General features: G+C 41.3%; 20 protein-coding genes and 4 tRNA genes. 17 read left to right on the top strand and 7 right to left on the bottom strand.

What is annotated here, in order from left to right; genetic code table 11:
- Nucleotides 1–171: 171 nt before the first annotated feature.
- The 6 genes from pyrC to IQ209_RS01665 form a co-directional block, all read right to left on the bottom strand.
- The gene (gene pyrC, locus IQ209_RS01690; RefSeq protein WP_193848389.1) at nucleotides 172–1224 is read right to left on the bottom strand and encodes a dihydroorotase; all 1053 of its coding nucleotides are present in this window, start codon (nucleotides 1222–1224) and stop codon (nucleotides 172–174) included.
- Between the two features lie 229 nt (nucleotides 1225–1453).
- Nucleotides 1454–1529, bottom strand: a tRNA-Asn gene (locus IQ209_RS01685).
- Between the two features lie 294 nt (nucleotides 1530–1823).
- Nucleotides 1824–1899: transfer RNA gene (locus IQ209_RS01680), tRNA-Asn, on the bottom strand.
- 272 nt (nucleotides 1900–2171) lie between these two features.
- Nucleotides 2172–2247: transfer RNA gene (locus tag IQ209_RS01675), tRNA-Asn, on the bottom strand.
- Nucleotides 2248–2716: 469 nt separating this feature from the next.
- Nucleotides 2717–2792, bottom strand: a tRNA-Asn gene (locus tag IQ209_RS01670).
- Between the two features lie 140 nt (nucleotides 2793–2932).
- Nucleotides 2933–3442, bottom strand: coding sequence for a YlaC family protein (locus IQ209_RS01665; RefSeq protein WP_193848387.1), 510 nt, complete (start codon nucleotides 3440–3442; stop codon nucleotides 2933–2935).
- Nucleotides 3443–3949: 507 nt separating this feature from the next.
- Between IQ209_RS01665 and cspE the strand changes: the two genes are divergently transcribed.
- The 16 genes from cspE to IQ209_RS01585 all read left to right on the top strand — a co-directional run bounded on the left by cspE (nucleotide 3950) and on the right by IQ209_RS01585 (nucleotide 23409).
- Nucleotides 3950–4162: a transcription antiterminator/RNA stability regulator CspE gene (gene cspE / locus IQ209_RS01660; RefSeq protein WP_047766586.1), complete on the top strand. Its 213-nt coding sequence runs from the start codon at nucleotides 3950–3952 to the stop codon at nucleotides 4160–4162.
- Between the two features lie 796 nt (nucleotides 4163–4958).
- On the top strand, nucleotides 4959–5657 hold the full coding sequence (locus IQ209_RS01655) for an MgtC family protein (RefSeq protein WP_255528736.1): 699 nt from the start codon (nucleotides 4959–4961) through the stop codon (nucleotides 5655–5657).
- A 205-nt stretch (nucleotides 5658–5862) separates the two neighbouring features.
- Complete coding sequence (mgtA, locus tag IQ209_RS01650) at nucleotides 5863–8562, top strand: magnesium-translocating P-type ATPase (RefSeq protein WP_193848385.1); 2700 nt, start codon at nucleotides 5863–5865, stop codon at nucleotides 8560–8562.
- Nucleotides 8563–10124: 1562 nt separating this feature from the next.
- Nucleotides 10125–10475, top strand: a complete 351-nt coding sequence (gene flhD, locus IQ209_RS01645; RefSeq protein ID WP_193848383.1) for a flagellar transcriptional regulator FlhD — start codon at nucleotides 10125–10127, stop codon at nucleotides 10473–10475.
- A gap of 2 nt (nucleotides 10476–10477) precedes the next feature.
- Nucleotides 10478–11059 carry a flagellar transcriptional regulator FlhC gene (gene flhC, locus IQ209_RS01640; protein WP_193848381.1) on the top strand — a complete coding sequence of 194 codons (582 nt, stop codon included), beginning with the start codon at nucleotides 10478–10480 and terminating at the stop codon, nucleotides 11057–11059.
- Between the two features lie 134 nt (nucleotides 11060–11193).
- Nucleotides 11194–12075, top strand: a complete 882-nt coding sequence (gene motA / locus IQ209_RS01635) for a flagellar motor stator protein MotA (RefSeq protein WP_193848379.1) — start codon at nucleotides 11194–11196, stop codon at nucleotides 12073–12075.
- 2 nt (nucleotides 12076–12077) lie between these two features.
- Nucleotides 12078–13091 carry a flagellar motor protein MotB gene (gene motB / locus IQ209_RS01630; protein WP_193848377.1) on the top strand — a complete coding sequence of 338 codons (1014 nt, stop codon included), beginning with the start codon at nucleotides 12078–12080 and terminating at the stop codon, nucleotides 13089–13091.
- Nucleotides 13092–13097: 6 nt separating this feature from the next.
- Complete coding sequence (cheA, locus tag IQ209_RS01625) at nucleotides 13098–15335, top strand: chemotaxis protein CheA (RefSeq protein WP_193848374.1); 2238 nt, start codon at nucleotides 13098–13100, stop codon at nucleotides 15333–15335.
- A 4-nt stretch (nucleotides 15336–15339) separates the two neighbouring features.
- Nucleotides 15340–15837, top strand: coding sequence for a chemotaxis protein CheW (gene cheW, locus IQ209_RS01620; protein WP_074019720.1), 498 nt, complete (start codon nucleotides 15340–15342; stop codon nucleotides 15835–15837).
- Nucleotides 15838–16015: 178 nt separating this feature from the next.
- On the top strand, nucleotides 16016–17719 hold the full coding sequence (locus IQ209_RS01615; RefSeq protein WP_193848372.1) for a methyl-accepting chemotaxis protein: 1704 nt from the start codon (nucleotides 16016–16018) through the stop codon (nucleotides 17717–17719).
- A 56-nt stretch (nucleotides 17720–17775) separates the two neighbouring features.
- Nucleotides 17776–19407 (top strand): methyl-accepting chemotaxis protein, encoded by a 1632-nt coding sequence (locus IQ209_RS01610; RefSeq protein ID WP_193848370.1) that lies wholly within the window; start codon nucleotides 17776–17778, stop codon nucleotides 19405–19407.
- Between the two features lie 6 nt (nucleotides 19408–19413).
- Entirely contained in the window at nucleotides 19414–20301 is an 888-nt protein-coding gene (cheR, locus tag IQ209_RS01605; RefSeq protein ID WP_193848368.1) for a protein-glutamate O-methyltransferase CheR, read from the top strand.
- On the top strand, nucleotides 20294–21346 hold the full coding sequence (locus IQ209_RS01600) for a chemotaxis response regulator protein-glutamate methylesterase (protein ID WP_193848366.1): 1053 nt from the start codon (nucleotides 20294–20296) through the stop codon (nucleotides 21344–21346). The genes cheR and IQ209_RS01600 overlap by 8 nt, the downstream gene beginning before the upstream one ends.
- Nucleotides 21347–21426: 80 nt before the next feature.
- Entirely contained in the window at nucleotides 21427–21816 is a 390-nt protein-coding gene (gene cheY / locus IQ209_RS01595) for a chemotaxis response regulator CheY (protein WP_193848364.1), read from the top strand.
- A gap of 9 nt (nucleotides 21817–21825) precedes the next feature.
- A complete protein-coding gene (gene cheZ / locus IQ209_RS01590; RefSeq protein ID WP_193848362.1) occupies nucleotides 21826–22482 on the top strand; it encodes a protein phosphatase CheZ in 657 nt (218 codons plus the stop codon).
- A gap of 123 nt (nucleotides 22483–22605) precedes the next feature.
- Nucleotides 22606–23409, top strand: coding sequence for an alpha/beta hydrolase (locus tag IQ209_RS01585; protein ID WP_339378856.1), 804 nt, complete (start codon nucleotides 22606–22608; stop codon nucleotides 23407–23409).
- Here IQ209_RS01585 and IQ209_RS01580 read toward each other — a convergent pair.
- The gene (locus IQ209_RS01580; RefSeq protein ID WP_339378855.1) at nucleotides 23406–23969 is read right to left on the bottom strand and encodes a recombinase family protein; all 564 of its coding nucleotides are present in this window, start codon (nucleotides 23967–23969) and stop codon (nucleotides 23406–23408) included. The two genes, IQ209_RS01585 and IQ209_RS01580, sit on opposite strands and share 4 nt — an antisense overlap.
- A gap of 317 nt (nucleotides 23970–24286) precedes the next feature.
- Here IQ209_RS01580 and IQ209_RS01575 point away from each other — a divergent pair, with 317 nt between their 5' ends.
- Nucleotides 24287–25663 carry a sodium:alanine symporter family protein gene (locus IQ209_RS01575; RefSeq protein WP_193848358.1) on the top strand — a complete coding sequence of 459 codons (1377 nt, stop codon included), beginning with the start codon at nucleotides 24287–24289 and terminating at the stop codon, nucleotides 25661–25663.
- The last annotated feature ends 185 nt before the right edge of the window (nucleotides 25664–25848 follow it).

Raw genomic sequence — 25848 nt, 5'->3', positions numbered from 1 at the left:
TCTAAGACAAGACCTTAGCAGTATAAACCTTTTTGGCAATCTAAGAAGTGAAAAAAACAGGATTTTTTGCATCAGAACTGAGAAGAACCATTATGGGTTATTTCTGCTTTTTATCAGGTCGGGATTGTGCGGAAATAAAGAATAATTTCCGCACCAAGGAGCGTGCTAAAGTTACTCACATACCCTTACATCCCATCCTGCATCTTCCTCTGCAAGGAATGGAATCAACTTTTCGTCACCATACTCGATGTATTCAACAACGGGAGTTGGTTTGCGGGTGAGTTCGATAAAGCCATCATTAACTGGCAAACCGTAAAATGCAGGACCGTTCAGGGAGCAGAAGGACTCGAAATATTCCATTGCACCCATTTCTTCAAAAACAGTGGCATAGGCTGCCAGGGCGGTTGGAGCATTGAAAACGCCCGCGCAGCCACAAGAAGATTCTTTGCGGTGCAGTACATGAGGGGCGGAATCCGTGCCTAAGAAAAAGCGGTTACAACCACTAGCAACTGCTGCTCTGAGGGCTTCCTGATGAATATTGCGTTTTAGTACAGGTAAGCAGTAAAGGTGGGGGCGAATACCACCAACCAGCATGTGGTTGCGATTGAACATTAAGTGCTGTGGTGTCAATGTCGCGCCTAATTTATTGTTGCCTTCTAGAACATATTCTGCGGCTTCTTTGGTTGTAATATGCTCGAAAACGATTTTTAATCCCGGAAATTGCTGGCGCAATGGTTCCATTACCTGTTCGATAAAGCGCGCTTCACGGTCAAAAATATCAATATGAGAAGCGGTAACTTCCCCGTGGATCAACAATGGCATACCTATTTTTTCCATGGTCGCCAATAATGGGTAAATCTTTTTGATATCGGAAACACCGTAGCTAGAATTTGTTGTTGCGTTGGCGGGGTAAAGTTTGCAAGCGGTAAAGATGCCTTCTTTATGACCAATCTCAATTTGATTGCTGGCTGTTGAATCTGTCAGATAACAAGTCATAAGAGGTTGGAAATGATGATCTAACGGTGTTGCTGCAATTATCCTCTCTTTGTAGGCTTTGGCACTGGCAACATCTGTCACTGGAGGGACGAGGTTGGGCATGACGATAGCTCGGCCGAAAAAACGGCTGGTATGGGGGACAATGGTTTTTAGCATATCACCATCACGAAAATGAACATGCCAGTCGTCAGGGCGGCGGATTTTAATAGTATATGATTCAATGGTCATGGAACCGGCTCCAGAATATAAGTGAAAAATGATGGATGCTGATTCAGCGATCCTTAAGCCGGAGGGGGATGATAAAGTGAAAATAGCTAAATAGCTATTATTGGATGATAATATTCTCTAAATTTTGAAAAATTAGAATTTTAAGTTTATTTGTGTAAGGGTACGTAGAGGAAATTATCGTATCAAAAAAGGAAAAAATAGAAGTAACAACACGAGGGTGAATTGAATTTGGCTCCTCCAGCTGGACTCGAACCAGCGACATACGGATTAACAGTCCGCCGTTCTACCGACTGAACTATGGAGGAACTCCTTCAAGACGGGGCGAATATTAACGGCATTTTTTGCGTTTGTCAAAGCAGAAAATAGTAATAACCGTTTGATTGCTGAGAATCTGTACGTTATGTGTGTTTTTTGACTAAATCTGGCTGATGATAGTAAATCGGGGAGCAGAAGTGGAGCAGTAAGAGTAAGTAACCGAAGAGGGAAACAAGAAGAAAGAGTTCTGAAAATGGAGATACTAAAAAGGGAAGGATAAAAAAACAGGAGACCAGAAAGCAAAAAACCTGATTAGCGAAACTAATCAGGTTCTTCAAAATATTTGGCTCCTCCAGCTGGACTCGAACCAGCGACATACGGATTAACAGTCCGCCGTTCTACCGACTGAACTATGGAGGAACTCCGTTTAAGTGGTCCGAATAATAGCGGCATTTTTCATGATTGTCAAAGCAGAAAATAACAATAAGTGTTTGATTGTTCGTAATATGTGCTTGTTGGGCTGTTTATGATCATTTTGTGTTTTTAGCATAGGTAATCACGTCGGCAAGGCTATTTGAAATTAGAGAAGAAACGGGAAATAAAGAGATGGAGATAAAGGGAAGAATGGATAACAATTGATACCTAAAAGCAAAAATCCCGACCAGCAAAGCTAATCGGGATTTCCAAAAATCTGGCTCCTCCAGCTGGACTCGAACCAGCGACATACGGATTAACAGTCCGCCGTTCTACCGACTGAACTATGGAGGAATTGAGTTGTTCCTGAGAACGGAATGGATAATACAGTGAATGGTTTTATGTTGTAAAGTAAAAAAATTAAAAACAAAACTAATTGATTTTTTTTTCGCCGGAATGGTTTTTTTGCTATTTTTTGCTTAAAAAGTATCTAATAATTTGAGTTTTTATTGGTTTTATCATCTTTATTGTCTTTTGTTTATCTTGGAAAAACTCAGCTTATTTTATATTTGTTGCTTTTATCGCTATTTTTATTGAATTCTAAGTAGAAAATACAAGATCTTACAAAGTAGGTATGTGCAGGATTGGTTTTTAATAGATGCTGGCAACAAGTGCAGAACACGTTGATCTTAATCATGGGAAATAAAAAATCAGGATGAAAAAAAGCGGCTTCCCGATTGGGAAGCCGCTTGAAAAGGCTTAGGCTAAGTTACTTTTCTCAACCTTAACATCACGCTAACTTACTTAGCGAGATGTTTGAATTTGGCTCCTCCAGCTGGACTCGAACCAGCGACATACGGATTAACAGTCCGCCGTTCTACCGACTGAACTATGGAGGAATCGGGTTGTTCCTGAGAACGGGGCGAATATTAGCGATGAACTGGAATAGTGTCAACGCAAAAATGCTTTTTTCTTACTGTTTGCTCACCATATGAGCTTCTTGGTTTATCATTGTACTATTCTATTGAATCTATTAGATTTATGCACTTTTATTAACCATGTTAATAGATTGGGCATAGGGTGATTGTTCCGAACAAGCGAGCATAAACACATCATAAAAACAAACCCCCTGTTTCTTCTGAATGATATGCTTGATGTCATCTTTGATTATATTTGGTACTTGGGGATGAGTAAGTATCCTATTGATCGCTTTCTTAGAAACTTGCTCGTTGACAAACCATTCACCGTTATAGCATACCCGTAAATCAAGTACGTCAATATCTTCAAAATGATAGACTGGCTTGATATCAAATAGCAGAATGCATGCCATAGCAATAAAGGCCAGAGTAAATGCAAAAAGAGACCAAGTGCCAAAATAGGGTGCGTACCACATGAGCATAGCAAGAAAAGCATAGGCAATAATCATCGCCAGACACAAGTAGGGATGATGGCGAATAAAAATGCTGTTGAAATGTATTTTACCATCACGATGCTCTTTAAGATTGATCCGCTCAAGATCCTGAATCAATATCTGTTTTATGATTTTCATAATACTAATCCACTCATTTGTAGAAATTGTGTCGTAAAAAATGCTGTAAAAATCGTGATCGAATTGAAAGTTATGGCATTTTCAAGGTTAGCATGTCCTGAACCTATATCTGTATAGCAATTGCTTTAATTTATTTGGCAAATTGTTATTGTTGGCAAGCAATATCTTGTATTTTTCTCGCTAAGAAAAAGTTGAATAAATCAAATAAAATTATAAAAAAACCTGTTTATTATGTTATTCTGTTCTAATATTGAGCGTCTGAGTTTTTTTTAAAACGATAATTCATAAAAAGGTTGATATTCGTGTGCGGTCATGCGTTAATGCGTTTGGCCTGATTAACAGACCTACTTTATGTACGACATATTGAGTTAATGAGTTATGTGTAAGTGCTATCCCTCTGGTAGCCTTTGTTGACCGTTTCCTTCTTAGTGCCTCCATAAGTAATAGCTGATACTGGCCAACACATGCCCGAGGTGGCGAGTTTTTTTTGATATATAGGAAAGTCAAATGTCTGACAAAATGAAAGGTCAAGTGAAGTGGTTCAACGAATCTAAAGGCTTTGGTTTCATCACTCCAGCTGATGGTAGCAAAGACGTATTCGTACATTTCTCTGCCATTCAAGGTAATGGTTTCAAAACCTTAACAGAAGGCCAGAACGTAGAATTCACCATTGAAAATGGTGCCAAAGGCCCAGCAGCAGCAAACGTGACTGCTATCTAACTTCTGCCTTATGCCTTATTTAAGCTCGCCAGCGGAAATGCCGCGGCGGGCTTTTTGTTTTCCTGCACCGTGTTTTCTGCATCATAAAATTTATTTCACCAGTCTCATTTTAGATGTTCGATTCTAAAATTTCCGCAGGTTATTTATTGGGTTGATAAAAAATAACATAGAGAAAGTTAGTGAAGAAAACGGAAAGTCATTTCTGTTTTGTAGAACAATCTGCTTGTTTAAGGCCTTTACTTGTTAATTTTAACTGTTTATACTCCCCCGCAAATTCTATTGGAGAACGATTAATTGGACAGTCGAAGTTTTTGGTTAAATAAAAAAATAATCTGGTAAGCTGTTCATATCCCTTCGATTTGCTGCTTACCTGAATGGTGGGCGGTGCTACTTTAACTTCATGAGTTGTACCCACCTGAAGAAAAGTTATCTGATATTAAGGAACTACTGAGTTGGAATTCTTAGTCAGGTATCAACTAAAGGTATATCGGGGTATACATGATGTGGTCATATATTCACTCCTTATTCCCTCCGGGAACATACGAATAATCGATTAAAGACTCGTTGTCAGAATATTGTACGATGAAGAGATGATCTCTTCAGGCTATTTTTTGGGTATTAGTTTTATAACGAATTAAAAAACCCAACCAATAAAAAGCTCAGCAAATAAAATTAAATGAGCCAGCCTCTATGTACATGATTTTCTGCACCTAACAGGTACTAATCAATCAAGTTCAGAATCAACAACTTGAGGGACTTAGAGTATCTTTATCCATTTGATGTTATGGAGAATGCCATGTTGTTAACATCTATTGCAATGCACTTACTATCTGCGCTGTGTTTTGGGGCTTTGATTGGGGCCGAACGCCAATGGCGTCAACGTATGGCGGGATTAAGAACCAACGCTTTGGTATCAACAGGTGCTGCACTTTTCATGATTACTGCAATGAGTGCTTCTGAGGGAAATCCTGATCGTATTGCTGCACAAATTATCTCTGGAGTTGGTTTTCTTGGTGCTGGTGTGATTATGCGTCAGGGAATGAGCATTCGTGGTTTAAATACAGCAGCGACATTATGGTGTTCAGCGGGAATAGGGGAGTTATGTGGTATGGGGCAATATTGGGCAGCAGGAATTGCTACAGCGATTATTCTCTGTGCGAACATTTTATTGCGGGAGATCGCACAACGAATTAATACTCAACCTCACCAGCAAGCTTTAGATTTAGAACAGCGTTATAAGATCCATATTATTTGCGCCATAAATGATGAAATCTTGGTAAGGACTTTGATTTTACAAGCACTCAATGGCTTAGGTGTCAGATTGCAGTCATTGAGCAGTGCGGATGCCATTCAGCCTGACAGGCTTGAGGTTTGTGCCGAAATATTAGCAACACCTGCGGAGCAAAAAGAAATCGAATCGATTGTTTGTCGAGTAAGTTTGGAGAAAAGCGTGACTTCAGTTAATTGGAAAATTGCGGCTGAACTACCCGCTTAGAATATTTTTTTATTTTTAATTCCATAATCTTATATCAATAAGGAGTCAATATGGACGATATCCCTCCCCCTACACTAAATGAGATGTTGCCTATGGAGTAAGTAATTTTGTTTCTCAGATAGGCAACGCATAAAAGCTTTATATGGAAATGATCCCTTGCGAAAAGGGGTGATAGCTATTGCAAATTGAATATAGAGAAAGCGTTATGACTGAGAAATACACCAATAAACCAGCCAATTTTTTCAAGGAAAAAGAATTTATCGTCGCGAAACGAGCTAATCAAAACCTTGAACATATTCTTACTGATCTCAACGGTAGTACATTGGGTTTAACTGATGATGATGCCATAGAACGTTTAGGCCAGTATGGTATTAATGAAGTTGCACATGAAAAGACACCTCATGCCTTGATGCAACTTATTACCGCTTTCCACAATCCGTTTATCTATGTATTGCTATTATTAGCTGCTATCAGTTTTTGTACTGAATATTTGTTGCCATCACTTAACGGAGAAGAAACAGCGCTTACAGGTGTCATTATTATTCTAATAATGGTTACATTAAGCGGATTACTTCGGTTCTGGCAAGAATATCGAACAAATAAAGCGTCGGAAGCCTTGAAATCAATGGTGAATACAACAGCAACCGTTTTGAGACGCCCTTCTGATAATACTAAATCACAGAAAAAAGAAATTCCAATCAAGCACCTGGTTCCAGGAGATATTGTTTATTTATCTGCCGGAGACATGATCCCAGCAGATTTGTACTTAACCGAATCCAGAGATTTATTTATCAGCCAGGCAATTTTGACAGGGGAAGCGATCCCTGTCGAAAAATATGACACTATGTCTCATGTGAGTGCCAAGACAGCTCGTTCTGATAATGTATCTGAAACAGAGTTACTTGAATTTTCTAATGTCTGCTTAATGGGAACCAATGTGACCAGTGGTACTGCGACTGCGGTGGTTGTAGCGACAGGCAAGCAAACTTACTTTGGTTCACTGGCAAAATCTATCGTAGGAACTCGAGCACAAACCGCATTTGATCGCGGTGTTAATAGTGTTAGCTGGCTATTGATCCGTTTTATGTTGGTCATGATACCAATTGTATTGTTAATCAATGGCTTAACAAAAGGAGATTGGCTTGATGCGGCGTTGTTTGCACTGGCGGTTGCTGTTGGTTTAACACCTGAAATGTTGCCCATGATTGTCAGTTCCAATTTGGCAAAAGGGGCTATTGCTATGTCAAAGAAAAAGGTCATTGTCAAACGACTCAATGCAATCCAGAACTTTGGTGCAATGGACATATTATGTACGGACAAGACAGGAACGCTGACGCAAGATAAAATTATTCTCCAGCACTATTTAGATACAGAAGGCAAGGAAGATGCTTCTGTACTCCACTGGGCTTGGTTAAACAGTTTTCATCAAAGTGGTACCAAAAACGTAATGGATCAAGCCATTGTTAGGTATGGATGCAGTAATTCAGATCTTGATTTCCTCCGCAGCTACAGAAAAATTGATGAGTTACCTTTTGATTTTGTTAGGCGCAGATTGTCAATTTCTATACAGAATTTGTCTAATAACTATCAATTAGTTTGCAAAGGGGCCGCAGAGGAAATGCTATCAGTTTGCTCCTATATCAGGATAAAAGAGAAAATTATTTCTCTAACTGAAGAAAGCCGCAACAATGTAATGGAATTAGTTAGCCGTTATAACGAACAAGGTTTCAGAGTGTTAATCTTAGCGACTCGGGAGTTAAGTCACGATGAAGTGAAACACCCACTTTCTGTTGCAGATGAAAAGGAGATGGTGCTACAAGGTTTATTAACATTTTTAGATCCACCAAAAGAAAGTGCTGCAATGGCAATTGCGGCATTAAGGGAAAATGGTGTTTCGGTTAAGGTGCTTACCGGAGATAATCCTGTTGTTACGGCTAAAATTTGCCGGGATGTGGATTTAGATTCTGGAAATATTCTTATTGGCCCTGATATTGAACTAATGAGTGATGAAAACCTTTCAAAAGAAGTGGAGTTAAGGTCAGTCTTTTGTAAGTTAACCCCTTTGCAAAAATCACGCATTTTAAAATCATTGCAAAATAATGGACATACTGTTGGTTTTCTTGGTGATGGAATAAATGATGCGCCAGCATTACGGGATGCCGATGTTGGAATTTCAGTTGATACAGGGACGGATATCGCAAAAGAATCAGCAGATATCATCCTGCTTGAGAAGAATTTGATGGTTTTAGAAGAGGGGGTAATTAAGGGAAGGGAAACGTTTGGGAATATCATCAAGTATTTAAATATGACGGCGAGTTCAAATTTTGGAAATGTATTTTCTGTATTGGTTGCCAGTGCATTTATTCCATTTTTACCGATGTTAGCCATTCATTTGCTTGTACAAAACCTAATGTACGATATTTCTCAACTGTCTTTGCCGTGGGATAAAATGGATAAGGAGTTTCTGAAAAAACCTCGTAAATGGGATGCGAAGAATATAGGACGCTTCATGCTCTGGATTGGTCCTACGTCATCTATCTTCGACATTACGACTTACGCTGTGATGTGGTATGTATTTGCAGCTAACAGTCTAGAACATCAAGCATTATTTCAATCGGGGTGGTTTGTGGAAGGATTGCTATCACAGACCTTGGTTGTACATATGTTGCGTACACAAAAAATTCCTTTTGTGCAAAGTACGGCAGCACTCCCTGTTTTATTAACGACACTAATAATAATGGTACTTGGTGTTTACATTCCATTCTCCGCCTTTGGTACCCTAATTGGGTTACAACCACTACCGTGGGAATATTTTCCATGGTTAATTGGGACATTAATAAGCTATTGTATCATTGCTCAAATGATGAAGCGGTTTTACATTCATCGATTTGATGGATGGTTGTAAATAATTCTCATTAAATAATATCTTATTCTGTGTGGGTTAAGGGAGTAATTCATACGGAATATATGACATTATGACTCTCATCATGACGAACTTTTTGCAGATATTTAGAATAGGTATTGATGTTATTCTTTAAAAACGAATTGTCTATCACAATACAAATGAATTTAAGGAAACAATAGCGTTACATTTACCTGTTATTTTTTTTATTTGAAACGTCAAATTAATCTATCTATTACTATTTATTTCCAAAGTTAAATGGGATGAATTACTTTTTTATATCTGTTTTTACATATGGTTTCATTTATTTTTATTCTAATTCTTTATTCTTCTTTTAATTAGGTTTTATGTGATAATATGCTGTTGCCAAATTTGCATTTGGGAATTATTTTATATTTATATTTTTTGTTATTTAAGCAAATTAATTTTTGGTCAATAAGTTACCTTGTTTGAGAATTTAACTGTTGGTTTTCCCGCGCGGAAAAGCTGTATAAAACATTTGCTATTCTTATCATTTGCGCTGTGGGTGTGAAAATTATTGATTAATTTTTCTTATTTGTTGTGCGTATGAGCTAGCTAAAGAGGGGAAATAATCAGCAAGGAACTCTTGGTTAAATTTATGTCACGAGCAAGCAGTGTATATAGTTATTAGGTTTAGAAAAATTTATTGATTATGATGGTAAAAAATATCCTTGATAGATTGCAGAGGGGATTGAATTTTGTTTAATTAGCAAAGCCTTGCTAGTTGAGTTTATAGGGGGTGAAGATACAGATGTTTTTTTATTTCAATATCATACTGTATTTTATCTTATTTTTGTGATCTGTGTGATGTTTGTGCTCCAAGTGGGTGGGTGTGCATTTTTTCTTCTGCTTGAAAATACTGCGATCATAAACTAAAAATGATCATACTGATAGCTTTTCAATAACTAGTATTCACATTTAATTAATAAATTTGGCATGACTATGATCTAAATCAAGTTATAGTGGAAGATGAGTGCCTACCTACATTATCAAGAAGCAAATTTTATTAGAATATTGATAATTTAACTAAAGGAAAGATTTTTTATCGTTATTTTGGATTTATAAGTTTAATAGATCGTATAAAACCAAAAACGCTGCCTAATATTTTTATTTAAATAATTTAACTTATTAATTGTAGACTATTTCTCGTTTTTTTTTGCTTGAATAGTTAATGAGCTAGAATCATAATAAAAAGCACCAGTTTTGTGATCAGGATCACATAGTATTTAAAATGACATATGTTCTCCGTTGTATAAGTTGATGATTCAGGAGTAAAGTTAATTAGCATTAAGAATATTCTTAATCAATTGTGGCAAGTGCATTACCCAGATGACGCAATAATACTTTTACAACCCATTACCGAAATATTTTAGAAATTGGGCGATCCCAAGAGTAATACAAAGGACAGTTACTGCTCTGGCTAAAGATGTATATTTCAGTTATGTCGGAGATTATTGAATCTCATGCTACTGGTAATTTTGTCGTGAGTGATTCTTTGATCACTTAATTTGATTTTTTCATGTAATCGGACGGGATATATAGAAATGAGTACGGCTGAATTGCTCAAACATATTTATGACATAAATTTATCGTATTTGCTTTTGGCACAACGGCTAATTAACCATGAGAAAGCATCTGCGATGTTCCGTTTAGGTATTAGTGAATCGATGGCTGATACGTTGGCCGAGCTGACATTGCCTCAGTTAGTAAAATTAGCTGAAACAAACCAACTGATTTGCCATTTTCGGTTTGAAGACAACGAAACTGTACAGCAGTTAACTAAAGAATCGCGGGTGGACGATCTGCAACAAATTCATACAGGTATCTTACTGTCTACTCATCTTTTTCAGCAGTTATCCGCCCAGGATGACACTTCAATCAAGAAAAGAGCGTAAAGATGGTTGAAAAAAGTATTGTTCAGGAAGCGAAAGATATTCAGCTGGCAATGGAACTCATCACTTTAGGCGCGCGATTGCAGATGCTTGAAAGTGAAACACAACTAAGTAGAGGCCGGTTGATCCGGTTGTATAAAGAGTTGCGGGGAAGCCCTCCGCCTAAAGGGATGCTCCCCTTTTCGACGGATTGGTTTATGACTTGGGAACAGAATATTCATTCGTCAATGTTCTACAATGCTTACCGTTTTCTGTTGAAAAGTGGACATTGTGAAGGCGTAGAGGCTGTTGTCAAAGCTTATCGTTTATATCTTGAGCAATGTCCTCCGGCGAGTGAAGAAGGGCCTGTTCTGGCATTAACCAGAGCTTGGACATTGGTTCGTTTTGTTGACAGTGGGATGTTACAGCCAACACAATGTCGCTGCTGTGGTGGAACTTTTATCACACACGCTCACCAACCGGTAAATAGCTTTGTTTGTAGTCTTTGTCAGCCCCCTTCACGGGCAGTAAAAAAACGTAAACTTTCCTCTCAACCTGCCGATACTAATTCACAACTGCTGGATGGATTTGCTCAGCAAGCTGTGTGAATTTAAATGGGAAAGTAAAATTCAGGTTACAGGTTTGATTATAAACTCTGTAACCTGTTGTCACACTCTTCTTCATTTATCGATTCTCTCTGTTCAGATCCCATCTGCTCACCAACTTAGCTAAAGGATATCGCGTGTTAGTACTTTTAGGATATATCGTGGTTTTTGGTGCGGTAATTGGTGGCTACCTACTTGTCGGTGGTCACATGGGCGCACTTTATCAGCCAGCGGAATTTTTGATTATTGCAGGGGCGGGAATTGGCGCTTTTATCGTGGGCAATAATGGCAAGGCGATAAAGGCAACACTGCGTGTTTTACCAAAAGTATTACGCAGATCAAAATACAACAAGGCGATGTATATGGATCTTATGGCGTTGCAGTTTCGCCTGTTGTCCAAATCTCGTCAGCATGGGCTGCTGGCTTTGGAGCGAGATATTGAAAATCCACACCAAAGCGACATTTTCACCCAGTATCCTCGTTTGTTAAAAGATCAGTATTTGATGGATTTTATTACTGATTATATGCGCCTGATCATCAGCGGTAACATGAATCCTCATGAAATTGAAGCCTTGATGGATGAAGAAATTGAGACTTACGAACAAGAAAGTGAAGTACCCGCGACGAGTTTGGCGATGGTAGGGGATTCACTGCCTGCATTCGGGATTGTTGCGGCTGTTATGGGCGTCGTTCATGCATTGGGATCTGCGGATCGTCCGGCAGGAGAATTGGGCGTGTTGATCGCACATGCGATGGTGGGAACATTCCTTGGGATCTTATTGTCTTATGGTTTCGTTTCCCCTCTGGCAACACTCCTTCGTCAACGCAGCAGTGAGCAGGTCAAAATGATGCAATGCATCAAAGTGACACTGCTTTCCAGTTTGCATGGTTATGCACCGCAAATTGCAGTTGAATTCGGTCGTAAAACGTTATTCCTCACAGATCGTCCTTCATTCACAGAACTGGAAGAACATGTTCGTCGGGTTAAATCCCCTGTACAACAAGAAGTTGAAGAATAATTATGAGAGCGAATAATGTTTCTGTCGTCAGAATAAAGAAGCGTAAAAAACATGATTCGAACCATGTCGGTGGATCATGGAAGATTGCTTATGCTGATTTTATGACTGCAATGATGGCATTCTTTCTGGTTATGTGGTTGATATCGATAGCCAGTCCGCAGGAATTGACTAGCATTGCTGAGTATTTCCGTACTCCTTTAAAAGTAGCGATTAATCAGGGACAGAAAAGCAGCGATAGCACCAATCCGATCCCTGGGGGTGGGGATGATATTTCCCAACAGGATGGGGAAGTTTTCCGTCAATTTAATATTGTTGAAGCTAAAGAAGAAACTCGCCGCTTAAATCGATTACGCCAGCAACTAGACCAATTGATTATTACCGATCCTCGCCTTAAAGAGCTGCGTCCTCATCTATTGATTGACATGATGGATGAAGGTTTACGTATTCAGATTATCGATCGAGAAAATCGCCCGATGTTCATGATTGGCAGTTCGAACGTCGAAAGTTACATGAGTGATATCTTGCGGGCAATTGCGCCGATTTTGAACGATATTCCAAACAAAATCAGTCTTTCTGGTCATACCGATAATTTACAGTATGCTAACGGTCAGCGGGGTTACAGTAACTGGGAGCTTTCTTCCGATCGCGCCAATGCATCAAGGCGTGAATTGCTGATAGGTGGCTTGGATGAAGCCAAAGTTCTGCGAGTTGTGGGTATGGCATCTACTGTTAGTATGCAGAAAGATATCGATCCTAATGCGCCGGTTAACCGTCGTATCAGCATTATTGTACTCAATAAAGATGCAGAAAAAAGGATTGAGCAGGAAAATAGTGGCGGTAACGCCATGACCGCTAACAATAGTATGGATATGCAAGAAGTCATCAGAATGGATTCAAATGAGGGAGTGGCTGCTCAGCAACCTGCCGAACAATTCCATGTGATCATAAAACATGAAATCACAAAATCGGAACAGCCATCGGCTGAACCGCCGAGTGATAATAAGATGACAGAGTAAGTAACGATGGATATTACCGCGTTTTATCAAACTTTCTTTGATGAAGCAGATGAACTATTGGCTGATATGGAGCAGCATTTATTGTTGCTTGATGCCGATGAGCCTGATCATGAGCAGTTAAACGCAATATTTCGCAGCGCTCACTCCATTAAGGGGGGCGCTGCGACTTTTGGTTTTACCAAGCTGCAACAGACCACACATGTTTTGGAAAATCTGCTCGATAGCGCCAGACGTGATGAAATACGTTTGACCATTGACATTATCAACCTGTTTTTAGAAGCGAAAGATATTATGCAGCAACAATTGGATGCCTATAAAAGTTCTCAGGAGCCGGATGAAGACACATTCAATTATATCTGCGAGACACTGCGTCAGCTTGCATTAGAACTACAACAAGGGCAGCAGGAAAAAGAATTTTTTGCTGCAATTCCTGAGATTCATGCTGAACTTGTCACGGAAGATGTTGTAAATGAAGTGGAGGAAAAACAGGCAGTAGCATCGGTTCAGCCCGAAGAAAATCAGCCAGAGGAGAGGCATACTTCAGCCGACAAATCCAATCATGGACAGATCCGTGTTCATTTATCTGGATTGAAAGAACGCGAAGTCAGTTTAATGAAGGACGAATTGGGGCATCTTGGTGAGATTTATGATGTAGAACAGACTACCAACAGCCTTGAAGCCTCATTGATCACATCTGCAACAGAAGATGATATTACGGCTGTATTGTGCTTTGTCATTGAGCCAGAGCAAATCACTTTTTTACCAACAAATGAGTCTCAGTCAGAAGGCGCGAACACTGAAACAGAACAAGATACAGCTGTAGTCAAAGGTGATGCTGTAGATGCCATAGTAAAAACGGATACGGTAAAAACTGCGGCAGAAAATAGTACAACAGACAACAATACAGTAAAAAATACTACCACAGCAACAAATACGACAATTACAAATAATCCACAGCTGACGGATGCTCCGAAAAAAACAGATGTACGTGAAGTTGGGCGTCCGGCGCCCCGCCCGGCAGCGGGATCGCCACGCCAACGTGCGGAATCATCCAGTATTCGTGTTGCTGTAGAAAAAGTTGATCAGCTTATCAATTTAGTGGGTGAATTGGTCATTACCCAATCTATGCTGGCCCAACATTGTAACGGTCTGGAACCGACCAAACACAGTGAATTGTTGAGCTGTATGGCTCAATTGCAGCGAAATTCCCGTGACTTGCAAGAATCCGTCATGTCAATTCGCATGATGCCGATGGAATACGTTTTTAGCCGTTACCCACGTTTGGTGCGGGATTTGGCTGGAAAACTCAATAAAAAAGTGGAATTGACACTCATTGGCAGTTCGACAGAACTGGATAAGAGTTTAATTGAACGGATTATCGATCCTCTAACTCACCTGGTACGTAACAGCCTTGATCATGGTATCGAAAGTCCGGAAAAACGCCTTGCGGCGGGTAAACCAGAGACGGGTAATTTGACGCTGGCAGCAGAGCATCAAGGTGGAAATATTTGTATTGAAGTTATTGATGATGGAGCAGGTCTGAACCGTGAAAAGATCTTAGCAAAAGCACAATCTCAGGGCTTAAGCGTCAGTGAAAATATGAGCAATGAAGAAGTGGCCATGCTGATTTTTGCTCCCGGTTTTTCTACCGCAGAAGTGGTCACTGATGTTTCTGGCCGTGGTGTTGGCATGGATGTGGTCAAACGCAATATTCAGGATATGGGCGGGCAAATTCAGATTAATTTCCAGGCAGGAAAGGGAACTGTCATTCGCATTTTGCTGCCACTGACATTAGCGATACTGGATGGTATGTCAGTCAGAGTCAATGAGGAAGTTTTCATCCTGCCTCTGAGTGCCGTAGTGAGTTCATTGCAACCACAAGAGGAAGATATTTATCCATTGGCGGGTGATGAAAAACTATTGCTAGTACGTGGGGAATATTTACCTCTGCTTGAACTGTATCGCATATTCGATATCTCTAATGGAATCACTGATCCAACGAAAGGCATTGCTGTTATTGTGCAAAGTGCCGGACGCCGTTATGCCTTGCTGGTGGATAAACTGGTGGGGCAACATCAAGTTGTTGTTAAAAATATCGAGAGCAATTACCGCAAAGTACCGGGTATTTCGGCGGCCACCATTATGGGGGATGGTAGCGTTGCGCTCATCATTGATATTCCTGCTTTGCAAAAACTTAACCACGAACAATTGGCTCAGCGCAAAACATTTCACACTAAAAGGTAACATCATGTCGGCCATAGAAGAATTTAATAAATTATCGGGAGAAACGACCGGAAAGGAATATCTGGTTTTCACTTTGGGTGATGAAGAGTATGGAATTGAGATATTAAAAGTACAGGAAATTCGCGGCTATGACCAAGTTACCCGCATTGCAAACACGCCTGCTTTTATCAAGGGGATCACCAACCTGCGTGGGGTGATCGTTCCTATCATCGATTTGAGGATCAAATTCTCACAGGAAGATGTCACCTATAACGACAACACTGTTGTGATTGTCCTGAATTTGCTTAACCGTGTTGTTGGGATTGTGGTTGATGGTGTGTCTGACGTGCTGTCCTTGAAAGAAGATCAGATTTGTCCTGCACCAGAATTTGCGGTCACTTTATCAACAGAATATTTAACGGGGCTGGGTTCTATTGATGAACGGATGCTGATTCTGGTTGATATCGAAAAGCTTCTCAATAGTGAAGAAATGGCATTAGTTGATTCAGTCGCCAAAGGTTGATGTAAAGATGGATATTTTGGGGCTACTGCAATAAAAAATAGCAGCCCCTTTGTTTTAGATCAAAAAAATACCGTAAAAAATCAATTTTTAGAATTATACGTAAAGTTCCCTTTAAGTGTGCCGATAACTATCTGTAATTCTAAAAATCGGCATAGAAATTTAGTAAAAAAGGGAAGTTATGTTTAACCGAATGAAAATAGTGACGGGATTAATCTCAGTCATCATATTGTTTGGTGCTTTGCAACTTATCTCCGGGGGATTGTTCTTCAAAGGGTTGAAGAATGATATAGAAGCCTTTGACTTAATAGATAAAATGCGAGAGCAGCAAATCTATCTGGATGAGAGCTGGGTTAACCTGTTGCAAGCCCGTAATAACCTGAACCGTGTTGGCATCATGTACATGATGAAAAATCGCGGTGTTGAAGGTAGTTATAAAGTTGATGATGCTCTGGCAGAAGCTAAGGCTAATATTGCCCGTGCTGAACGTCTCTTCGAGAAATATGAACAGACTGAAAAATTGTCTTTCTATGATCCAGAACACCTGCAACGTCTAAAACAGACCCACAATGATTATCTTAATGCGCTTAAAGAGTTAGATAACATGCTAGCGCATGACAAGTTTGAAGCGTTTTTTCTCCAGAAAACGACGGATTATCAGAACGCGTTTAATGTGGAATTTAACTTTTATCTTTCCCAGAGCGCAAAATTTTATGAGCAAGTATCACAGGAAGCTGACCAAACTTACAGTAATATCGTTGCTTCGTTGATCTTTGTGATGACTCTGCTGGTCGTCGTCATGGGAATAAGCTGGATTGGCTTACGTAAGGCATTGATCAATCCATTGCATAAACTGTTGGATAATATTAGGGCCTTCTCAAGAGGGGACTTGACTCAGGCGATCACGGTCACTGGCAATAATGAGATGGGTATGTTAGCCGTTGGCTTGAGACACATGCAGGAAGAACTGATCAATACAGTCAGAAGTGTTCATCAAAGTACTGAAACCATCTATACCGGCACCAGCGAAATTGCCGCGGGTAACAACGATCTTTCTTCCCGTACTGAACAACAAGTGGCTTCGTTAGAAGAAACAGCTGCCAGTATGGAACAGTTGACTGCGACGGTAAAACAGAATGCTGATAATGCCCGTCAAGCCAGTAACTTGGCTGACAACGCCTCTGAAATCGCCCGTCAGGGAGGTAAAGTGGTGGCTAATGTCGTTCAGACCATGCATGAAATAGCGGACAGTTCTCGTAAGATCTCTGATATCACTGGCGTCATTGATGCCATTGCCTTCCAAACCAATATTCTCGCCCTTAATGCTGCCGTGGAAGCTGCCCGTGCCGGTGAACATGGCCGTGGTTTTGCCGTGGTGGCAGGTGAAGTGCGCAATCTGGCACAGCGTAGTGCAGAAGCAGCTAAAGAGATCAAATCGTTAATCGAAGACTCGGTAAATCGTACAGATACCGGTTCCATGCAGGTAGAAAGCGCTGGCGAAACCATGCACAAAATTGTCGATTCTGTTACCCGCGTGACTGACATTATGGGGGAAATTGCATCGGCTTCTGATGAACAAAGTAGAGGGATCACGCAAGTTGGTGTCGCTATTTCCGAAATGGATAGGGTTACACAACAAAATGCGTCATTGGTTGAGCAGTCTGCTGCTGCGGCGGCGGCATTGGAAGAGCAGGCCAAGATATTGACCAAGGCGGTTGCGATGTTCCAGTTACCGGAGCAGGCAGAAAGGAAGCAGCCTGAGAAAAGAAAACATGAAGTTTTATCGGCGACAAAATCGTCGACTCCTCCAGCTAATAAGACAAATCCTCCCGTGCTGAAGAAAGACAGCAATGTGGAAGATCCCTCTAATTGGGAAACATTCTAAAAAAATACTAGCGATAACCACGGCTGCATTATGCAGCCGTTAAACGAGGTGATTACATGTTAGGCAAGCTTCGCATATCAACCAGTTTGTATCTGTTACTGATGATGTTTTGTGTTATGCAAATTATTTCGAGTGGTTTGTCTCTAGGAATAATTCATACAGACCAGACATATATCGAAAGAATTGATCTGGGAACTCAACGGAGAGATACCCTGGGATTGAGTTGGTCGGCATTGTTGCAAACGCGTAATACTTTGAACAAAATCGCAATTGCCCAGAAAGTGGGGCAGCCACAAGCGCAGATAGAGACAATGGAGGCGTTACTCAAAGGCTCAATGAATGACGCAGACCGGAATTTTGCCAAATTCAGTTCACTACCTCGGATGGAACAAACTGATCAGGGTGCAGCTTTATTAATTGCGGTTGAGCATTCTTATCAAGAATATATCAACGCATTAAAAGAGCTAAAAACTTATCTTTATGAAGGTAATTTTCAGGCCTTCCTTGATCAACCTACAGAAGATTACCAGCGTAAGATGGAAATTGCATTTAACAATTATATGCAGTTTCTCGGCGCTAACATTAACTCAGCCGTTTCTGAGGGAAAATTCTACTACAAAGTATCCATTGCCATGTTTTTTGGCGCCATCTTGATGGTATTTGTTGTTTCAGTCGCCGCTAATTGGTGGATGAAACGTAACCTGCTCAGACCGTTTTCGAATATGAGAACGTGCTTCCAGGATGTAGCGGCAGGGCGTTTGGATAAGGAAATTGCCGTGTTCACCGATGATGAAATTGGTGATATTTTCCGCAAGCTGCGTGACATGCAGGCATCATTAGCCAAATCCATTGCTGCCGTGCGTGAGAATACCAACCAGATGTATTCTGGCATTCAAGAGATCACTCAAGGTAATACGGACTTATCTTCACGTACAGAGCAACAGGCCGCATCACTGGAAGAAACGGCTGCCAGTATGGAAGAGTTGACGGTTACCGTTAAACAGAATGCAGAAAATGCGCGTCAAGCCAGCGAACTGGCGGTATCGGCTTCTCAGACTGCTTCAAAAGGTGGCGAATTAACCACAAGTGTTGTGGCAACTATGGATGAAATCGCCAAAAGTTCGAAGAAAATCAGCGCCATTATCAGTGTTATTGATGGTATTGCGTTCCAGACCAATATCCTGGCACTGAATGCTGCCGTTGAAGCGGCACGGGCTGGCGAACAGGGACGTGGATTCTCTGTTGTCGCCGGTGAAGTCCGTGACTTGGCACAACGTAGTGCCGAAGCGGCGAAAGAAATCAAAACCTTAATCGATGAATCTGTCCATCGTGTTAACCAGGGTTCAGAATTGGTGAATAATGCGGGACAAACGATGGATGAGTTGGTTAGGTCGGTGAACCAGGTGACTGATTTAATGGCTGAAATTGCGGCTGCTTCTGATGAACAGAGCCGTGGCATTCATCAAGTTGCTCAAGCCGTCAGCCAGATGGATCAAGTCACACAGCAAAATGCTGCATTGGTGGAACAATCTGCCGCTGCCGCTGCTGCGCTTGAAGACAAGGCAGACATGTTGGTAAAAACCGTTGCTCAATTTGAACTGCCTGACAATTTGGACGATGAGTACGATCATCAAACGACCGCTACATCAAACATGACTGATGAGCATGTTGTAAATCAACTACGCTGAGGTCAGATGAAAGCCAATTCAATAGCTTCAGATACTGATGCTACTGTGTCGCTGAACTTTATGCTTCAGCGACATGCTTTGTCGGATGCGCAATTTGAGCGCATCTGCCAGTTTATTTATCAACGGGCTGGCATAGTACTGGCAAAAAATAAGCGTGAGATGGTATACAACCGTTTAGTCAGGCGGCTTCGTCTATTGGGACTTAATGATTTCGGTCAATATCTGTCGATTCTGGAACAAGACAGTCACAGTAAAGAATGGGAATCTTTCATTAATGCATTGACCACTAATCTCACCGCATTTTTCAGGGAATCTCATCATTTTCCTATTTTGGCGGCACATGCCAGCAGGAAAAATGGCGGGACGTACCGCGTTTGGAGCGCTGCCGCTTCAACGGGGGAGGAGCCGTATTCTATTGCAATGACCTTGTGTGATGCACTGGGGCATCGGTCAAATCGGATAAAAATCATTGGCAGTGATATTGATACCAGTGTGCTGGAAAAAGCCAGTCGGGGTGTTTATCGGCTGGAAGAATTACAGTATCTGAGTGAAAGCCAAAAGAAAAAATATTTTTTCAAAGGGGTTGGTCGCTTTGAAGGATATGCTCGGGTTCGTCCTTTACTTGCTGAATTGGTGAGTTTTCAGCATTTGAACCTGCTCGATTCTGATTGGGCACTCGAAGGTAAATTTGATGCAATATTCTGCCGTAATGTCATGATTTATTTTGATAAAAAAACACAGGAAAGGATCTTGCGTCGTTTTGTCAATTTCTTAAAACCGGATGGTTTGCTCTTTGCAGGGCATTCCGAAAACGTCACTCAAATCAGCCGAGAGTTCTACTTGCAAGGACAGACCGTTTACGGTGTAGGTCGGGCAAGGAGGGGTCATGAATAAAATAACTGTTCTTTGTGTGGATGATTCGGCGTTAATGCGTCAAATCATGCGGGAAATTATCAATAGTCACCCTGATATGGAAGTTGTGGATTGTGCTCCAGATCCATTTGTTGCCCGTGATTTAATTAAAAAACACAATCCGCAGGTATTAACATTGGATGTTGAGATGCCACGCATGGATGGCATTGATTTTCTGGAGAAATTGATGCGGTTACGCCCTATGCCTGTCGTGATGGTTTCTTCTCTGACAGCAAAAGGTTCGGAAATTACATTGAAGGCATTGGAACTGGGGGCGGTGGACTTTGTGACTAAGCCACAACTGGGTATCCGAGAAGGTATGTTAGCTTATAGCGAATTGATTGCCGAAAAAATCCGTGCCGCAGCCCAGGCTAAAATCAGTCCTGTAGAACCGATATCTGCAAGTACAGCACCATTGAATTTCAAGCCACTCTTATCCAGTGAAAAACTCATCGCAGTAGGGGCATCGACAGGAGGAACAGAAGCAATCAAAAACCTGCTGCAACCCCTGCCGATCACCAGTCCAGCTTTATTAATTACTCAACATATGCCTCCGGGTTTCACCCGTTCTTTTGCACAAAGACTTAATAAACTGAGTCAGATCACGGTAAAAGAAGCTGAGGATGGGGAACGTGTCCTGCCGGGACATGCCTACATTGCGCCTGGCGATCGTCATATGGAACTTTGCCGCAGCGGCGCTAATTATCAGATTATGATAACCCATGCCCAGCCAGTTAATCGCCATCGTCCTTCTGTTGATGTTCTCTTTCGTTCCGTTGCCAAGTATGCCGGGCGCAATGCGGTAGGCGTTATTTTAACCGGTATGGGTAATGATGGTGCTGCGGGCATGTTGGAAATGAAGCAGGCAGGGGCTTACACATTGGCCCAAAGCGAAAAAAGTTGTGTCGTATTTGGCATGCCACGGGCTGCGATCCAGTTAGGGGCGGTGGATGAAATCATGGATCTTCAAAAAATCAGTAAAACTATGCTAGCCAAAATCAGTGCGGGGCAATCGATTCGTATTTAGTCGTTGTATTTGGTAGTTGTATTTGATGTTAATTTTTGCAGCGCTGTGCTGCTGGATAAGTGAAATTCCAAGGAGTTTTTATGGCAAGTAAGGATCTGAAATTTTTGGTCGTCGATGACTTTTCAACTATGCGTCGAATTGTACGTAATTTACTGAAAGAATTGGGATTCAATAATGTAGATGAAGCACAGGATGGGGCAGAAGCGTTGACTAAACTCCGCACTGCCGAATTTGATTTTGTCATTTCTGACTGGAACATGCCAAATATTGATGGCCTTGAATTGTTGAAAACGATTCGCGGTGAAGAAAAACTGGCGGCTTTACCTGTCCTGATGGTAACGGCGGAGGCAAAAAAAGAGAACATTATTGCAGCAGCCCAAGCCGGAGCGAGCGGTTATGTTGTGAAACCGTTTACTGCGGCTATTTTGGAAGAGAAACTCAATAAAATATTTGAAAAATTGGGGCTCTAAGGAGACAAAATGAGTGAGAATCCAGTCATGCCGAGAGATGAGGCGATCTCAACCAGTGAGATAATCAGCCGTATTGGGCAGTTAACCAGAATGCTGCGCGATAGTTTACGTGAACTGGGATTGGATCAAACTATCGCTCAGGCGGCTGAAGCGATCCCAGATGCAAGAGAGCGATTGAATTACGTTGTTCAAATGACAGCACAAGCGGCCGAAAGGGTGTTGAACTGCGTTGAAGTCGCACAGCCCTGTCAGAACGAATTGGAAGCATCAGCAAAAGCGTTAACCCAACGTTGGGATGAATGGTTTGCAAATCCGAAGAATTTGGATCTGACCGATGCTCGCTCACTGGTAACGGACACGAGAAATTATCTGAATCTCGTACCTGATCATACTTCATTTACCAACACACAATTGCTTGAGATTATGATGGCGCAAGACTTTCAGGATCTTACTGGGCAGGTAATTAAAAGGATGATGGAAGTTATTCAGGAGTTGGAAAAACAGTTGGTCATGGTATTAATGGAAAATATGCCATCCGACCAGATGGCTAAAGCGAAAAAAGAGAACGACAGTCTTCTTAACGGCCCTCAAGTTAACCAGAATGGGACTGGTGTGATTAGTAACCAGGCACAGGTTGATGATTTATTGGACAGTTTAGGTTTTTGATAACGAGTGTAAGAGCTTTAACGAACGGAATTTTTATATTTTGGCTGCGCTTGGGTGAGCAGGATAGCTGGCCCAAGCACTTGCTCCGATGGTATTAATTCAGGTCATGCAGAGGAAAACATTGTGAAATCGATTGATAAAGTCATTAAGTTAAAAGATTCATTGGTTTCTTACCGTCAGGAATTTCCTGAAAATAAGCAAAGTCACAAAAAACCAATTGTCTTCCTGCATGGCACAAATAGCAGTGGTAACAGTAGTTTTGGCGAGATAAAAAAGGCGTTTAGTAGTGAGCGAACCGTTATAATCCCTGATTATGCAGGATGTGGAAATTCTGAACTATCGTCAGAAACATTAACGATTGAGCACCTGGCGGAACAAATTGCTGCTGTGATAGAAGATAGCGGTCATACTCCTGTTGATTTAGTTGGCGTTTCTCTGGGAGCTGTCGTTGCGGCAGTTGTAGCAGCCAAATACCCGCATCTCGTTGATAAAATAATATTGACGGCACCTTGGGCGACAAATAGTGATCCTCGCCACCAATTAATATTCAATACTTGGTTACATTTAGAATTGAATGATAAAGCATCAGCGATGGCTTTCGCTTTATCACATGCCCTGAGTCCTGAATTTATCTCATCGTTGGGACATGAAACCATACAGCGGATCTGCGCTCAACCGGCAGAAAAAGAGATAGAAAAACGTATTGCTTTGGGATTAGCTATAGATATAAAAGAGTATCTTACTCAAATAGATAAAAACACCCTGGTTATTGGATTAAGCCGTGATACGTTAATCCCGCCTTATCTGGTACGTGAAGTTTATAAGAATATTAATAACAGTACCTACAAAGAGATTAATAGTGGTCACGCGGTACAAATTGAAAAGCCAACAGAGTGGGTTAGTTTGATAAAAGATTTTATAAACTAGTTCACCACTTTCCCTACGGGTAAATACTTATAAATTGTTGACAACGATACATTGTAAATAATCGACAACTGCTTCCGGCTATGCCCTTTATTCAGTAATCTGGCGGCCTGTTGTCGATTTTCCTTGGTAAACACGACTGGCCGTCCACCGATGCGCCCCTGTTCCCGTGCTGCGGCTAATCCGGCATTGGTTCTTTCTACAATTAGTTCACGTTCCATTTCTGCCAGTGCACTCATTACATGGAAGAAAAACCTTCCCATTGCCGTACTGGTATCAATACTGTCAGTCAGGCTTTGAAAATGAACTCCGCGTTCATGCAATTCTGAAATCAGTGTGACCAGATTCTTCACACTACGCCCCAGCCGATCCAATTTCCAAACCACCAGTGTATCGCCAGATTTAAGATGCTTTAAGGCACGTTTTAGCCCTGGACGATTAGCCGTCTTCCCGCTGATCTTGTCTTCAAAAATCAGCTCACAGTGAATACTGATTAACGCATTTCTTTGTAAATCACTATTTTGGTCATTTGTTGACACTCTGATGTAACCAACTCTTGCCACTGATAATCCTTTAGTCATTCTAGAAACTATGTGAAAAGCAAATAATACCCGTTCATTCGCTATAAAAAACCTTTAATTTATTTAATGTCGAGATAAAAATTTGAATCTGGAAGGGGAGATATCAGAATCAGTGATGTAAGAAGAACTATTATCAATAAGATTGATAAAGAGTACCCATAACGAGTGACTCAACTCACAGTATCAATTTTTTCTTGCCAAAGATACTCAAATAACCCTCGCTTATTTTTCCAAAATGCTCTTTATTTAATTGAAATAATTTTGTTGCCAACTTGTTATATTAAATACCGAGGGTGTATATGGAATTAATTACACAATGGTTATCTGCACTAAACGGGGTAGTATGGGGCGTTCCCATGCTAATTGGGCTTCTGGGGATTGGTATCTTCATGCAGATCCGCTTGTCCTTCTTACCGATCCGTAAATTAGGCACGGGGTTCAAATTACTCTTTCAAAAAAATGAACAACGAGGTGAAGGTCAGATTTCACCTTTTAACGCACTAATGACCGCATTGTCAGCGACAATCGGAACTGGCAATATCGCGGGAGTGGCGACAGCCATTGTGATGGGCGGACCCGGAGCTATGTTCTGGATGTGGATGACCGCATTGGTGGGCATGGCGACGAAATATTCAGAAGCGGTATTGGCAGTACGTTTCCGTGAAACTGACAAAAACGGTAATTACGTTGGCGGTCCGATGTATTACATCAAAAACGGCTTGGGTAAAAAATGGGTTTGGCTGGGAACACTCTTTGCTTTCTTTGGTAGTATTGCGGGTTTTGGTATTGGCAATACCGTACAAGCTAACTCTGTCGCTGACGTATTGCAAAGTAACTTTGGTATTGAAAAAACCATTACGGCCGGTATCTTGGTCGTTTTGGTTGGTGCCGTGTTAATTGGCGGTATCAAACGCATTTCTGATGTTGCCGGTAAATTAGTGCCTATTATGACTGTCGGTTACTTTGGGGCAGGGGTTATTGTTTTGGCACTCAATTTTACAGCTATTCCCGATGCATTTGCTTTAATCATCAAATCCGCTTTCACTCCCGTTGCGGCGCAGGGGGGATTTGCTGGTGCAGCCGTTTGGGCGGCGATCCGTTTTGGTATTGCCCGTGGTGTATTCTCTAACGAAGCGGGCATGGGAAGTGCACCTATTGCTCATGCAGCGGCAAAAACCCAAAACCCCATTCGTCAGGGTTTGATTGCCATGCTGGGAACCTTTATTGATACGATCATTGTCTGTTCCGTAACGGGCTTGACCATTGTTATTACCGGTGGTTGGCTGACAGGTCAAACAGGCGCTACACTGACCGCTGCCTCCTTCTCCGTCGTGATCCCAGGAGGCAACTATATCGTTGCGGTTGCCTTGGCTATTTTCGCCTTTACAACCATCCTGGGATGGAGTTTTTACGGTGAGAAATGTATCCAATATTTATTGGGACCAAAAGCCATAGTGCCTTTCCGTATCGCCTGGATTATCGCGTTGCCGATTGGTGCGACTCAGTCGTTAACATTTGTCTGGTTGCTGGCAGATACCCTTAATGCCATGATGGCGATCCCCAACCTGATAGCAATTGCCTTTCTTAGTCCGGTTGTCTATCGCCTGACGAAAGATCATATTCGTGATGTTAATGCCGATAGTATTGATATTAAAGCGTCAGTTAAAACGGATTGAAAAACGATTTGAGATGGCTGTCACCAGCCATCTCAATTCAAGATTGTTGTCATAATGCCTCAAATACCCCCGCAAATTTTGCAGTGTTCCCGCCATTGAATTTCTGGGCTTTTGTCATGCTTAACACAATTTTATTTGCCCTCTCCTAAAGGCAAATTTTCTGCATGTAATCACGAACGCTCACC

This window comes from Xenorhabdus sp. BG5 (assembly GCF_015163665.1).
GTDB lineage: Bacteria > Pseudomonadota > Gammaproteobacteria > Enterobacterales > Enterobacteriaceae > Xenorhabdus.
The sequence above is the reverse complement of the archived record's forward strand: the minus strand, read 5'-3'. Positions and strand labels throughout refer to the sequence as shown.